The 13,738-nt window shown below is 71.6% G+C and carries 12 protein-coding genes; 8 read left to right on the top strand and 4 right to left on the bottom strand.

What is annotated here, in order from left to right:
* The first annotated feature begins 153 nt into the window (after nt 1-153).
* From AOK09_RS26650 to ccsB, 5 genes are all read left to right on the top strand, one after another.
* Nucleotides 154-726 carry a type 1 glutamine amidotransferase domain-containing protein gene (locus AOK09_RS26650; protein ID WP_055589803.1) on the top strand — a complete coding sequence of 191 codons (573 nt, stop codon included), beginning with the start codon at nt 154-156 and terminating at the stop codon, nt 724-726.
* A gap of 154 nt (nt 727-880) precedes the next feature.
* Entirely contained in the window at nt 881-1,498 is a 618-nt protein-coding gene (locus AOK09_RS26645; RefSeq protein WP_055589802.1) for a TlpA family protein disulfide reductase, read from the top strand.
* A complete protein-coding gene (locus AOK09_RS26640) occupies nt 1,495-2,274 on the top strand; it encodes a cytochrome c biogenesis CcdA family protein (RefSeq protein WP_055589801.1) in 780 nt (259 codons plus the stop codon). Before AOK09_RS26645 ends, AOK09_RS26640 begins: the two co-directional genes overlap by 4 nt.
* A gap of 2 nt (nt 2,275-2,276) precedes the next feature.
* Nucleotides 2,277-3,983: a cytochrome c biogenesis protein ResB gene (gene resB, locus AOK09_RS26635; RefSeq protein ID WP_055589800.1), complete on the top strand. Its 1,707-nt coding sequence runs from the start codon at nt 2,277-2,279 to the stop codon at nt 3,981-3,983.
* Between the two features lie 2 nt (nt 3,984-3,985).
* A complete protein-coding gene (gene ccsB / locus AOK09_RS26630) occupies nt 3,986-5,119 on the top strand; it encodes a c-type cytochrome biogenesis protein CcsB (protein ID WP_055589799.1) in 1,134 nt (377 codons plus the stop codon).
* A gap of 142 nt (nt 5,120-5,261) precedes the next feature.
* Here the strand turns inward: ccsB and AOK09_RS26625 are convergent, their stop codons facing one another.
* From AOK09_RS26625 to AOK09_RS26610, 4 genes are all read right to left on the bottom strand, one after another.
* On the bottom strand, nt 5,262-5,465 hold the full coding sequence (locus AOK09_RS26625; protein WP_055589798.1) for an acyl-CoA carboxylase subunit epsilon: 204 nt from the start codon (nt 5,463-5,465) through the stop codon (nt 5,262-5,264).
* A gap of 16 nt (nt 5,466-5,481) precedes the next feature.
* On the bottom strand, nt 5,482-7,092 hold the full coding sequence (locus AOK09_RS26620) for an acyl-CoA carboxylase subunit beta (protein ID WP_055589797.1): 1,611 nt from the start codon (nt 7,090-7,092) through the stop codon (nt 5,482-5,484).
* Nucleotides 7,093-8,057: 965 nt separating this feature from the next.
* The gene (locus AOK09_RS26615) at nt 8,058-8,510 is read right to left on the bottom strand and encodes a nucleoside deaminase (protein WP_055589796.1); all 453 of its coding nucleotides are present in this window, start codon (nt 8,508-8,510) and stop codon (nt 8,058-8,060) included.
* Nucleotides 8,511-8,739: 229 nt separating this feature from the next.
* Nucleotides 8,740-9,174, bottom strand: coding sequence for a PLD nuclease N-terminal domain-containing protein (locus tag AOK09_RS26610; protein WP_055589795.1), 435 nt, complete (start codon nt 9,172-9,174; stop codon nt 8,740-8,742).
* Between the two features lie 91 nt (nt 9,175-9,265).
* On the opposite strand from AOK09_RS26610, the gene AOK09_RS26605 reads away from it, so the two are divergent.
* The 3 genes from AOK09_RS26605 to AOK09_RS26595 form a co-directional block, all read left to right on the top strand.
* Complete coding sequence (locus AOK09_RS26605) at nt 9,266-10,723, top strand: menaquinone biosynthesis decarboxylase (RefSeq protein ID WP_055589794.1); 1,458 nt, start codon at nt 9,266-9,268, stop codon at nt 10,721-10,723.
* Nucleotides 10,720-11,643: a menaquinone biosynthesis prenyltransferase MqnP gene (gene mqnP / locus AOK09_RS26600; protein WP_055589793.1), complete on the top strand. Its 924-nt coding sequence runs from the start codon at nt 10,720-10,722 to the stop codon at nt 11,641-11,643. Before AOK09_RS26605 ends, mqnP begins: the two co-directional genes overlap by 4 nt.
* Before the next feature lie 379 nt (nt 11,644-12,022).
* A partial coding sequence (locus AOK09_RS26595) for a glycoside hydrolase family 44 protein (protein WP_063796082.1) occupies nt 12,023-13,738 on the top strand: 1,716 nt, incomplete at its 3' end.

The raw sequence follows: 13,738 nt of genomic DNA, 5'->3' as shown, positions 1-13,738 counted from the left end.
GGAGGGGCGGCCGCACCGGTCTCCGCGCCCCCGGCGGCGTTCCGCCGCGGTCCGGCACCACGGGCGCCCCCTCGGCTGGTTTCCTGCCGCGGGCCCCGGGCAGGGGCGCGAACAGGGACAGAACGCCGTATATGCAAAGGAGGGCGGTTCGTCGTGGACACCACCCTGCAGGGCAGGACCGTTGCTTTCCTCGCCGCCACCGAGGGGGTCGAGCAGGTGGAACTCACCAGCCCCTGGAAGGCGGTGGAACAGGCGGGCGGCAGGCCTCGGCTGGTCTCCACCCGGCCGGGCCGGATCCAGGCCTTCAACCACCTCGACAAGGCGGACACCTTCGAGGTGCACGATGTGGCGGGGGAGGTCTCCGCGCGGCACTACGACGCCCTGGTGCTGCCCGGCGGAGTGGCCAACCCGGACTTCCTGCGCCTGGACCGGGACGCGGTCGCCTTCGTCAAGGCGTTCTTCGACGCGGGCAAGCCGGTCGCGGCGATCTGCCATGCGCCCTGGACGCTGGTCGAGGCCGGAGTGGTGCGGGGCCGGACCCTCACCTCGTGGCCCAGTCTGTCGACCGACATCGCCAACGCCGGCGGCGACTGGGTGGACGAGGAGGTCAAGGTCTGCAACCACGGACCCAACACCCTGGTCACCAGCCGTAAGCCGGACGACCTCCCGGCGTTCGAGCGGGCCCTGGTCGCCGAGTTCGCCCGGGGGCCGATGATCGCCGCCTGAACCCGGACGCCGCGCCTCACGCCCTGCCCGCCCCCCACGCGGGCGTGAGGCGCGGCCGGGTGCGGGGCGTCGCCGGGTGCCGGGTCCGGGCGGGTGTGAGGTGCGACACCCGACCCCGATGAGGGCCGTGGGAAAGCCATGCGAAACTTTTCACATGAGTCCTGGCCGCCGCCCCGCCTCCCGCCGTACCCGCGCCCGTGTGCGCCTGGCCGCCCTCGCGGGCGTGGCCGTGATCGCCGCCGCGGGCTGCTCCTCCTCGGGGTCCTCGGGTGACGCCGCCGGGGCCGGCTTCGTCAGCGGCAGCGGCGGGGTGGACACCGCCGCGCCCGCCTCCCGGCACGCCGCGCCGGACATCACCGGCGGGACCGTCGACGGCACCCAGGCCAAGCTCTCCAACTACCGGGGCAAGGTCGTGGTGGTCAACGTCTGGGGATCCTGGTGCCCGCCCTGCCGGCTGGAGGCCAAGGGCTTCGAGCAGGTGTGGAAGAAGTACCAGGGCAAGGGCGTGCAGTTCCTCGGGATCAACACCCGGGACACCAGCGCACGCAACGCCGAGGTCTTCGAGAAGTCCTTCGGCATCACCTACCCCAGCCTCTACGACCCGGACGGCGCCCAGATCCTGCGCTTCCCCAAGGGCACCCTCAACCCCCAGGCCATCCCCTCCACCCTGGTGATCGACCGCCAGGGCCGGGTCGCGGCCCGGGCGCTCAAGCCGCTGGCCGCCGAGGATCTGGAGGCCATGCTCAAGCCGGTGCTCGCGGAGACGCCGTGACCGGCACGCTCCTGGCCGCCGTGGGCGACACCAACGCGACCGTGCTGCAGGGCGCCCTGCTGCTCGCGGTCCCGGTCGCCCTGCTGGCCGGACTGGTGTCGTTCTTCTCCCCGTGCGTGCTGCCGCTGGTCCCGGGCTACCTGTCGTACGTCACCGGCTTCTCCGCGGCCGACCTGGCGGACGCCGGCGGGCGGCGGCGCGGCCGGATGCTACTGGGCTCGCTGCTCTTCGTGCTCGGCTTCACCGCGGTCTTCGTCTCCGGCGGCGCCCTCTTCGGCTACTTCGGCACCACCCTCCAGGACCACCACCGCACCATCTCGCTGGTGATGGGCGCGCTCACGGTGCTGATGGGGCTGGCCTTCATGGGTCTGCTGCCGGGCTTCACCCTGCGCGAGGTACGCTCCCACCGCCGGCCCGCCGTCGGACTGATCGGTGCTCCGCTGCTGGGGGTGGTGTTCGGTGTGGGATGGACCCCGTGCCTGGGCCCGACCCTCACCTCGCTGCAGATGCTCTCCTTCAACCAGGCGAGCGCCGGCCGCGGGGCCTTCCTGATGGCCGTCTACTGCCTCGGTCTGGGCGTACCGTTCATCGTGGCGGCGCTCGCCTTCCGCCGTGCGCTGGGTGCGTTCGGCTGGGTGAAGAGCCACTACCAGTGGGTGCTGCGCGTCGGCGGCGGGATGCTCGTCGTGGTGGGGCTGCTGCTCGTCACCGGCGCCTGGGACTCGCTGATCTCCCAACTCCAGTCCACCACCCAGGGCTTCTCGATCGGAATCTGACCTTGAGCAACACGGACACCGGCACCGGCGCCAAGGCCCAGCAGCCGCTCGACGACGAGGCGGCCGCCGAGCGGCTCTCCACCGCGCCGGTCGAGGAACGCCCCGAGGACACCGTCCCGTCGCTGGGCGCCGTCGGCTGGCTGCGCTGGACCTGGCGGCAGCTCACCTCCATGCGGGTGGCGCTGATCCTGCTCTTCCTGCTGTCGCTGGCGGCCGTACCCGGCTCGCTGATCCCGCAGACCAGCTCCAACGCGCTGCGGGTCCAGCAGTGGAAGGCCGCCCACAGCGTCCTCGCGCCGCTCTACGAGAAGCTCCAGCTGTTCGACGTCTACAGCTCGGTGTGGTTCTCCGCGATCTACATCCTGCTCTTCGTCTCGCTGGCGGGCTGCATCGTCCCGCGCAGCTGGCAGTTCGTCGGCGTGCTGCGCAGCATGCCTCCGGCGGCCCCCCGCAACCTCACCAGGATGCCGGTGTACGCGACCTGGCGCACCGGCGCCGCAGCGCCGGACGTCACCGCCGCGGCGGAGCGGCTGCTGGGCGGCCGCCGTTTCCGTGCGCACACCCTGGGCGACGCGGTGGCCGCGGAGAAGGGCTATCTGCGCGAGGTCGGCAACCTGCTCTTCCACATCTCGCTCTTCGGCCTGCTGATCGCGATGGCCTGGGGCAGCGTCGCGGGCGGCCAGGGCGGCAAGCTGGTGCTGGAGGGGCAGGGCTTCTCCAACACCATGACGCAGTACGACGACTTCGAGGGCGCCGCGTTCTACGGCGCGGACGACCTGGACGCCTTCGGCTTCAAGCTGGACGGTTTCTCGGCGACGTACCAGACCAAGGGCGACCAGCTGGGCACCCCGCGGGACTTCACCGCGCACATCCGCTACTGGACCGGTACCGACAACAGCAGGCTGCGCAAGGGCACCATCAAGGTCAATGAGCCGCTCGAGGTGGCGGGCAGCAAGGTCTATCTGATCGGCCACGGCTACTCGCCCGTCGTCACGGTGCGCAACGCCAAGGGCGAGGTGGTCTTCCAGGGCCCCACCCCCTTCCTGCCCCAGGACAACAACCTGACCTCCACCGGCGCCATCAAGGTCGGCGACTACGGCACCAAGGACGGCAAGAAGGTGCAGCTGGGCTTCTCCGGCATCTTCTCCCCGACCGCACCGGTCACCGCCTCCATGACCACCGGCTGGAACTCGCTCTTCCCCGCCGCGGCCGACCCCAAGCTGATCATCACCGCGTACGAGGGCGACCTGGGCACCGACGCCGGACTGCCGCAGAACGTCTACCAGCTGGACATCGCCCATATGAAGCAGCTGTCCCAGGACGGCAACAAGGCCGCGGTGGCCCTGAAGCCCGGGCAGGGCTGGACCCTCCCGGACGGCTACGGCACCGTCAGCTTCGACGGCTACCAGCAGTGGGCCAGCTTCAACATCGCCCACCGTCCCGGAAACAGCGTGGCGCTCGGCAGCGCCGCCCTGGCGGTGCTCGGCCTGATCGGCTCGCTGCTGATCCAGCGGCGCCGGGTCTGGGTGCGGGCCACCGAAGCGGAGGACGGCACCACCGTGGTGGAGATGGCGGGCCTGGCCCGCAGTGAGTCCGCCAGGATCGCCGAGGAGCTCGCAGAGCTCGCAGTCGCCCTGCAGGACGACGCGCCGGCGCTGCCCGAGGAGTCCGAGACGCCCGTGAACGAGCCGACCGAGAAGAGGGGTTGACGGTGGTCCTTGCCACGGCGGTCAACGAACATTTGGCCAACATCTCCAACTACCTGATCTACTCGGCGATGGCGGTGTACACGCTGGCCATGCTCGCCCACTGCTTCGAGTGGGCCTTCGGCAGCCGCGGCGCGATCGCCCGCCGCTCCGCCGAGCAGGGCGGCACCCTGGCCGAGACGGTCGCGGCCACCGCGCAGCCCGCCGCCAGGAAGGTCACCGTCACGGTGGCCTCGGCCGGCGGCGGCACGGCCACCCTCACCCGTACCGCCCTGGCCGGCGAGGGCGCCACCGTGGTCACCGGCGGCCGGGGCGACGACGAGACCGACGGCCCCGGCGCGGCGGGCAGCGACGAGCAGGCCGACCTGCTGGGCCGGATGGCGATCTCGCTCACGGTGCTGGGCCTGGTGCTGCACTTCGGCGGTGTGCTGACCCGCGGTCTGTCGGTGACCCGCTGGCCGTGGGGCAACATGTACGAGTTCTCCTGCGCCCTGGCGTTCACCGCGGTCGCCGCCTACCTGGTGCTGCTGGCCACCGGCAAGAAGGTGCGCTGGCTGGGCCTGCCGGTGGTGGTCTCGGCGCTGCTGACCCTCGGTCTTGCGGTCACCGTGCTGTACACCGACTCCGAGCAGCTGGTGCCGGCGCTGCACTCGCCGTTCCTGGCCATCCACGTCACCGCGGCGATCATCTGTGGCGGCGCCTTCCACGCGGCCTTCGTGGCGACCGCGCTGTATCTGCTCAAGGACGGCTACGACCGGCGGATCGCCGCTGGGCGGACCACCGGCCCGCTGGGTACCGACGCCTCCATCTGGCAGCGGCTGCCCTCCGCCGGCTCCCTGGACAAGCTGGCGTACCGGATCAACGCGGTGATCTTCCCGCTCTGGACCTTCACCATCATCGCGGGCGCCATCTGGGCCGAGAAGGCCTGGGGCCGGTACTGGGAGTGGGACCCCAAGGAGACCTGGTCCTTCATCACCTGGGTCGCCTACGCCGCCTATCTGCACGCCCGCGCCACCGCCGGGTGGAAGGGCCGCAAGGCCGCCTACCTGGCGCTGCTGGCCTTCGCCTGCTTCGTCTTCAACTACTACGGCGTCAACATCTTCGTCACCGGCAAGCACTCCTACGCCGGCGTCGGCTGACAGCCGCCCCGTGGGACGGTGCCCCTGGCACCGTCCCACGGGGAGCCCGGGGCACCGTCCGGCAGCCCAGGCAACGCCAACAGCACGGACCTGACGCCGACGGCCCGGCCCCCGAGAGGGGGCCGGGCCGTTCGCCGTACCGTCAGGCTGCTGTCTGCCAGCTGACCGGGGAGGAGTACCCCGAGTAGGCCGGGAGCCGCTCCAGCCGCCGCCAGCGGGCCGGAGGCTCGGTGCTGCGGGCCGCCTGCTGCCGGGCGGTGGCGCCGATGGCAGCGCGGGCGAGGAGGACGGCGGTGACCGCCGCCAGCTCCTCGTCGGTCAGGCTGCCCTTGACGACCTGGATCATGGATGGACTCCTTCGGTCACATGGGCGGGTTGCCGTGCTTGCGCGACGGCAGGTCCGCGTGCTTGGTGCGGAGCATGGCCAGGGAGCGGATGAGGACCTCGCGGGTTTCGGCGGGGTCGATGACGTCGTCGACGAGGCCGCGTTCCGCCGCGTAGTAGGGGTGCATGAGTTCGCTCTTGTACTCCTTGACCATGCGGGTGCGCATGGCGTCGGGGTCGTCGGCGGCGTTGATCTGGCGGCGGAAGATGACGTTGGCGGCGCCTTCGGCGCCCATGACGGCGATCTCGTTGGTGGGCCAGGCGTAGGAGAGGTCGGCGCCGACGGAGCGGGAGTCCATGACGATGTAGGCGCCGCCGTAGGCCTTGCGCAGGATCAGCTGGATCCGGGGGACGGTGGCGTTGCAGTAGGCGTAGAGGAGTTTGGCGCCGTGGCGGATGATGCCGCCGTGTTCCTGGTCGACGCCGGGCAGGAAGCCGGGGACGTCCAGGAGGGTGATCAGGGGGATGTTGAAGGCGTCGCACATCTGGACGAAGCGTGCGGCCTTCTCGGAGGCTTCGATGTCCAGGACGCCGGCGAGGGACTGGGGCTGGTTGGCGATGAGGCCGACGACCTGTCCGTCCATGCGGGCGAGGGCGACGATGACGTTGGTGGCCCAGCGTTCGTGGACCTCCATGAAGGTGGCGTCGTCGACGATCTCCTCGATGACCTTGCGCATGTCGTAGGGGCGGTTGCCGTCGGCGGGGACGAGGTCCAGGAGGGCGTCGCTGCGGCGGTCGGCGGGGTCGTCGGTGGGGACGACGGGTGGGGTCTCGCGGTTGTTCTGGGGGAGCAGGGAGAGGAGGTAGCGGACCTCTTCCAGGCAGGTGGTCTCGTCGTCGTAGGCGAAGTGGCAGACGCCGGAGACCTCGGCGTGGACGTCGGCGCCGCCCAGGCCGTTCTGGGAGATCTGTTCGCCGGTGACGGCTTTGACGACGTCGGGTCCGGTGATGAACATCTGGGAGGTGTCGCGGACCATGAAGACGAAGTCGGTCAGGGCGGGGGAGTAGGCGGCGCCGCCGGCGCAGGGGCCGAGCATGACGGAGATCTGGGGGATGACGCCGGAGGCGCGGGTGTTGCGCTGGAAGATGCCGCCGTAGCCGGCGAGGGCGGTGACGCCTTCCTGGATGCGGGCGCCGGCGCCGTCGTTGAGGGAGACCAGGGGTGCTCCGGCGGCGATGGCCATGTCCATGATCTTGTGGATCTTCTGGGCGTGGGCCTCACCCAGCGCCCCGCCGAAGATCCGGAAGTCATGGGCGTAGACGAACACGGTCCGCCCGTGCACGGTGCCCCAGCCGGTCACCACACCATCGGTGTAGGGCTTCTTCGCCTCCAGCCCGAACCCCGTCGCCCGGTGCCGCCGCAACGGCTCCACCTCACTGAACGACCCCTCGTCCAGCAACAGCCCGATCCGCTCCCGAGCCGTCAACTTCCCCTTCGCATGCTGCGCCTCGGTGGCCTGCTCGCTGGGGCCGCTACGCGCCCGGTCCTTGATGTCGCGCAACTCCGCGACTCGCCCCCGGGCATCGACCGGGGTGGACGGGACCTCTCCGGCCCCCTCGGTGGTCGTCGCCGCTTCCAGAACCGTCATCTCCAACCACTCCAAGTCTGTCCGGAATCGCTCGGCGGCCGGGTCGACGGCTCCACCACTGCGATGTGGGGAGCGCACGCGACGGCAGGGTCGGCTGCGGCGGCTGCGAACACTTCCCTTACGACCTTACGAGCGGTCTGCATCCCGCACGGGGGTCGATTCCGTACAAGGTCCGACCGGATTCCATGTCCGAGCCGGACAGGAGGCGCCGATGGCGAACCATGGCAAAACGGTTGTGAGGGGGATCTCCCGCTGTCCGGATCCGCCCCGCAGGCCCGTGATTACGGCGGTCCGCGGCCCGAGGGCGGGGTCCGGCCGGGCCCCTGGACGGCCGGTCGGAGCCGACCGCCGGGTACGCCGTACGGAGGACGGCCGGGGCGGCGGGGAGAGCTCCTTACGAGGATCACACACATAGCACCGAACGGGTGAAACGGGCTCCTCCGAGGGGCCCGGGGGAGCGGCGGCGGCGGTCGGCCGCCGTCGCCGGTCCAGCGGGCCGTCAGGTCGGCCTGGCCCCCGGTGAGCGCGCGGCGCCCTGAGGGCGTGTCCCGGGCCGTCCCTGTGCGGTCGCAGCGCCCTGCCGGAGGCCCTGTGGAGCCGGGCGCTGTACGTCTTCGCCGCGGACGCGGTCCAGGAGGGAGTCGGAGGGCCCGGCAAAGGCCCGGACGGGTAGGGCGTCCGGCGGGGCGCCGCCCGTCCGGTGCGCCGGCCCGCATCATCGAGCCGCGCGGGCCCCCGGCGCCTGCCGCGCACCCGTCGGCCTCCGTCCGCCCGTTGGCCCGCCGGAGGTCCGGAAGAAGCCGCGCGCGAGCCGGCTCCGCCGGTTCACCCCCAGGTCGGCGACGGCAGCAGACCGGCCCTACCCGGCGCGCCGTGCACCCCGGCCGCGGTACGGGCCCGGGGCAGCCACGGCTTAGGGCCCGCCACCGGGATCCGCCGCCCCGCGCGCCCCCACCCCGTACCGTTCACTCGCCGATGTCCTCGAACCAGATCTCCGGGCGCTCCGCGATGAACCCCCGCATCAGGGCGACGCAGTCCGCATCGTCGAGGACCACCACCTCCACCCCGTGCTCCGCCAGCCAGTGGTGGCCGCCCTGGAAGGTCTCCGCCTCCCCGACCACCACCCGGCCGATGCCGAACTGGCGCACCAGGCCGCTGCAGTACCAACAGGGCGACAGCGTGGTCACCATGGTGGTCCGCCGGTAGCCGCGCAGCCGCCCCGCGGCCCGGAAGGCGGCGGTCTCCGCGTGCATCGACGGATCCCCGTCCTGCACCCTGCGGTTGTGCCCGCGCCCCAGCACCCGCCCGTCCGCCGCGAACAGCGCCGCCCCGATCGGGACCCCGCCCTCGGCCAGCCCGGCGCGGGCCTCCTCCAGCGCCACCGCCAGCATGGTCCGCAGCTCCGCCGTCTCGCTCATGGACCCACTCTCCCGCCCGTGACACCCCGTGGCAACGTGCGCTCGGCGCACTCCGGGACGGTGCGGGCACCACTGCCACGGCGAGGGGGGATCAGCCAGGGGCGGTGCCGGGAGAGAGGCCTGTGGTGACGCCCCGTCACTGCCGGGGCTGGTGGCCGGGACCGCTGCGGCCGGGGATGCGGCGCGCGGGTTCCCGGCCGCTCCGCCGGCTGCGTACCGTACCCGGCCGTCAGTTGCCGGAGTCCTGCTCCGCGGTGCCCTCGGGGCCGTTGTCGGAGCGGCGGCGCAGCTCCTCCTCGCGGCGGCGCAGATCGGACTCCCACTGCTTCAGCATGTCCTCGTGCTGCTCGTTGTGCCGCTTGAGGGAGGCCAGGAACTCCGGGTCGTCATCGGGGGCCACCATGCGCCGCTGCGGCCGCTCGTACTCCGGGTACCCGGCCGTGCCGGACGGCCACGGCACCCGGCGGCGGCCCGCCCCGACGCGGCCGCGCCCCGCGACCAGCCAGGCGATCGGCCCCACCAGCACCTCCCCGAAGAAGAGGATCAGCAGGATCCAGACCACCTTGGGAAGGTGCCTGACCTCCTCCTCGGGAGTGAGCAGGCAGTCGATGAAGGCCCAGATCCACAGGGCGAGGACGAGCAGGAAAGGCAGATACCTCAGCACGGTGGTGCAACTCCCCCGGTACGGCGGCTCCCTCCGCCGAGGAGGGACCTCATGACCGGACCAGGGTAGTGCGTGGCGGATACTGGCTGTCATGGCATACGACGATCTTCGGTCCTTCCTGCGGGCGCTGGAGCGCGAGGGAGACCTCAGGCGCATCAAGGCCCAGGTGGACCCGCATCTGGAGATCGGCGAGATCGTCGACCGGGTGCAGAAGGCCAAGGGGCCGGCGCTGCTCTTCGAGGACGTCAAGGGCTCGTCGATGCCGCTGGCGATGAACGTCTTCGGCACCGAGCGCCGGCTGGCCAAGGCGCTGGGCCTCAAGTCGCCGGACGACATCTCGCAGAAGATCGCCGGGCTGCTGAAGCCGGAACTGCCCCAGGGCTTCACCGGGTTCCGCGACGCCTTCGGCAAGCTGGCCTCGATGGCCCACGTCCCGCCGCGGAAGGTGAAGCCGGGTGAGGCGCCGGTGCAGGAGGTGGTGCTCACCGGCGACGAGGTCGACCTGGAGCAGCTGCCGGCCCTCTTCACCTGGCCGCTGGACGGCGGATCGTTCTTCAACCTGGGCCTGACCCACACCAAGGACCCCGACACCGGGGTGCGCAACCTCGGTCTCTACCGGTTGCAGCGCCACGACAGGCGCACCATCGGGATGCACTGGCAGATCCACAAGGACAGCCGCAACCACTACCAGGCGGCGGCCAGGCGCGGTGAGCGGCTGCCGGTCGCCATCGCCTTCGGCTGCCCGCCCGCGGTCACCTACGCGGCGACCGCGCCGCTGCCCGGCGACATCGACGAGTACCTCTTCGCCGGGTTCGTCCAGGGTGAGCGGGTGCGGATGGTGGACTGCCGTACGGTGCCGCTCCAGGTGCCCGCCGACGCCGAGGTGGTGCTGGAGGGCTGGCTGGAGCCGGGGGTGACGCTGCCGGAGGGTCCGTTCGGCGACCACACCGGCTTCTACACCCCGCAGGAGCCCTTCCCCGCGCTGACCATCGACTGTGTGACCATGCGGCGCCGGCCGATCCTGCAGTCCGTGGTGGTGGGCCGGCCGCCCACCGAGGACGGACCGCTGGGGAAGTTCACCGAGCGGTTCTTCCTGCCGCTGCTGAAGATCATCATCCCGGACATCGTCGACTACGACCTGCCGGAGGCGGGCGGCTTCCACAACTGTGTGATCGTCGCCATCGACAAGAAGTACCCCAAGCACGCCCAGAAGGTGATGCACGCCATCTGGGGCGCCCACATGATGTCCCTGACCAAGCTGATCATCGTGGTGGACAAGGACTGCGACGTCCACGACTACCACGAGGTCGCCTGGCGGGCGCTGGGCAACACCGACTACAGCCGCGACCTGGTGGTGGTGGAGGGGCCGGTCGACCATCTGGACCACGCCTCCTACCAGCAGTTCTGGGGCGGCAAGGCCGGCATCGACGCCACCCGCAAGCTGCCCGAGGAGGGCTACACCCGGGACGGCGGCTGGCCGGAGATGATCACCTCCGACCCGGACACCGCAGCCCTGGTCACCCGACGCTGGAAGGAATACGGACTGTGAGCGACGCCGCTCTCGGCGACCAGACCCCGCCGGCCCCCGTCGCCGCTCCCGGCCGCACCAAGGCGTTCCTGCGCCTGGTGATGATCGAGCACTCGGTCTTCGCGCTGCCCTTCGCCTACATCGCCGCCCTGACCGCGATGTACCTCGACGGCGGCACGGTGAAGTGGCTCGACCTGCTGCTGGTCACCGTGGCCATGGTCGGACTGCGTACCTTCGCGATGGCCGCCAACCGGATCATCGACCGCGAGATCGACGCCCGAAACCCCCGCACCGCGGGCCGCGAGCTGGTCACCGGGGCCGTCTCCGTCCGCTCCGCCTGGACCGGCGCGCTGATCGCCCTGGTGTTCTTCCTCGGCGCCGCGGCCCTGCTGAACCCGCTCTGCCTGGCGCTGGCACCGGTCGCGGTGGTGCCGATGGTGGTCTATCCGTACGGGAAGCGGTTCACCGACTTCCCGCACGCCATCCTGGGCCTCGCCCAGGCCATGGGGCCGATCGGCGCCTGGATCGCCGTCACCGGGCGGTGGTCCTGGGACGCGGTGGTGCTGGGCCTGGCCGTCGGCGTCTGGATCGGCGGCTTCGACCTGATCTTCGGCTGCCAGGACGTGGCCGCCGACCGCGCCCACGGGGTGAAGTCGGTGCCCGCCCGCTTCGGCATCGCCGCCGCCCTGCACGGCGCCCGCGCCTCGCATGTCGTCACCACGGCCCTCCTCGTCTGGTACGCCGTGCTCACCGATGCCGGACCGGCCTTCTGGCTGGGCCTGGCCGTGGTCGCCTGCGCCTTCCTCTACGAGCACTCGATCGTGAAGCCCGGCGACCTGTCCCGGCTCAACCGGGCCTTCTTCACCGTCAACGGCTTCGTCGGCATCGCCCTCTTCTGCTTCGCCCTCCTCGACCTGGTGCTGCGGGGGCTGGGCGTCTGAGCAGGGACACGTCGGCATTGCCGCCTCCCTGACCCCGCACCCGGCCTGGGAGCGGGCCCTGGTAGCGGGCCGGTTCCCGGGCCGGGCGGGCGGCGTCCGGGCGCGGCGGATGCGTGGCCAAGGGCCTGCGGCGGGCCGGGCGCTGGCCGAAGTCGGCCGATAGCGGCCACGAGGAGGGCGGGGAGGCCGTCGGCGCGCTCATTGTCTTGACAGTGTGCTGACAGCTCATTCAGTCTCTTGGGAGCGCTCCCACTCCATGCCCCCCGTGTGTGTCCGCGGTCGTGCCCATACGGAGCCCTGCCGGGTGCGGCGCTGATGGCGCTCCCCGAGCCCTTCGACGTCCACCTCGCGTCGCATCCGCTCGAAGGAGAGCCTGTCCATGCAGCGCACCACGCTCCTCCTCTCCACCCTGCTGGTCTCGGCACTCGCCGGGACCGCACTGGCCACCGGCCCGGCCCTTGCCGCGGCCCCGTCCGCAGCCGCCGCGGCGGCACCGTCACTCACCGTCGACCCCTCCGCCGGCCGGCACGCCATCAGCCGCGACGTCTACGGCATGAACTTCGCCGACGCAGGCCTCGCAGCCGAGCTGAAACTGCCGGTGGACCGCTGGGGCGGCAACGCCACCACGCGCTACAACTACCTGACCGACACCAGCAACCGGGCCAGTGACTGGTACTTCGAGAACATCCCCGAGGACGTCGCCGACCCGGGCGCACTGCCGGACGGTTCCTCCGTCGACACCTTCATCGAGAAGGACCGCGCGGCCGGCACCGCCACCGACGTCACCGTGCCGCTGATCGGCTGGGTGCCCAAGGCGACGCGCGACAAGCTCTGCGGCTTCAGCGTCGCCAAGTACGGCCCGCAGCAGTCCACCGACCAGTGGGCCCCGGACTGCGGCAACGGCCTCAAGCCCGACGGCACCCCGATCACCGGCAACGACCCCACCGACACCAGCATGCCCGCGGGCGCCGACTACGTCTCCGGCTGGGTGAAGTACCTGAAGGGGAAGTACGGCGACGCGGCGCACGGCGGGGTGAAGTTCTACAACCTCGACAACGAGCCGGACATCTGGCACTCCACCCACCGGGACGTCCACCCCAAGGGCGCGACCTACGACGAGATGAGGGACTCCACCTACGCGGTGGCCTCCGCCGTCAAGGCCGCCGACCCGGGCGCCAGGACCCTCGGCCCCACCGGCTGGGGCTGGAGCTCCATCACCCTCTCCGGCTCCGACCAGCAGACCTGCAACGCCGAGGGCGGCAGCTGCTGGTCCAACCCGCCGGACTGGGCGGCCCACGGCGGCACCGACTTCGGCGCCTGGTACCTCCAGCAGATGGCCGCGTACGAGAAGGCCCACGGCACCCGGATCCTCGACTACTACGACAACCACTGGTACCCGCAGGCCGGCGGTGTCTCCGGCTCGGCCGACGACGCCGCAACCCAGGCCGTGCGGCTGCGCTCCACCCGGGGGCTGTGGGACCCGACGTACACCGACGAGAGCTGGATCAACCAGCCCGTGATGGCGATCCCGCGGATGAAGTCGCTGGTGGACGCCAACTACCCGGGGACGAAGACCGCCGTCACCGAGTACAACTGGGGCGCCCTGGACAAGATCGACGGCGGGATCGCCGAGGCCGACATTCTCGGCATCTTCGGCCGTGAGGGCCTGGACCTGGCCACCCTGTGGGCGCCGCCCGCCCCCACCGACCCGGGCGCCTTCGCCTTCCGGATGTACCTGAACTACGACGGCGCGGGCTCCTCCTTCGGTGACACCGCGGTCCGGGCCGCCAGCACCGACCAGGACCAGGTGGCGGTGTACGCCGCCGGGCGCAGCAGCGACGGCGACCTCACCGTGATGGCGGTCAACAAGTCCCCCGACGCCGTGACCTCGCCGCTCACCGTCGCCGGGCGGACGGGCATCGACGCCGCCAAGGTCTACCGGTACGGCCAGGACGACCTCACCGCCATTCAGCACCTGGCGGACCAGCAGCTCACCGACGGCAGCGCCACCCTGACGCTGCCCGGCTACTCCGTCACCGAGCTGGTGCTGCCCCCGGCCGGCTCCACCACCCCGCCCACCACCACGCCCCCGACC

This window comes from Peterkaempfera griseoplana (genome assembly GCF_001418575.1).
GTDB classification, from domain to species: domain Bacteria; phylum Actinomycetota; class Actinomycetes; order Streptomycetales; family Streptomycetaceae; genus Peterkaempfera; species Peterkaempfera griseoplana.
The sequence above is the reverse complement of the archived record's forward strand: the minus strand, read 5'-3'. Positions and strand labels throughout refer to the sequence as shown.

Coding starts and splice junctions, on each gene's coding strand:
- AOK09_RS26645 (WP_055589802.1), top strand. CDS start 881: ATGAGTCCTGGCCGCCGCCCCGCCTCCCGCCGTACCCGCGCCCGTGTG.
- AOK09_RS26625 (WP_055589798.1), bottom strand. CDS start 5,465: ATGATCCAGGTCGTCAAGGGCAGCCTGACCGACGAGGAGCTGGCGGCG.
- AOK09_RS26620 (WP_055589797.1), bottom strand. CDS start 7,092: ATGACGGTTCTGGAAGCGGCGACGACCACCGAGGGGGCCGGAGAGGTC.
- AOK09_RS26615 (WP_055589796.1), bottom strand. CDS start 8,510: ATGAGCGAGACGGCGGAGCTGCGGACCATGCTGGCGGTGGCGCTGGAG.
- AOK09_RS26605 (WP_055589794.1), top strand. CDS start 9,266: ATGGCATACGACGATCTTCGGTCCTTCCTGCGGGCGCTGGAGCGCGAG.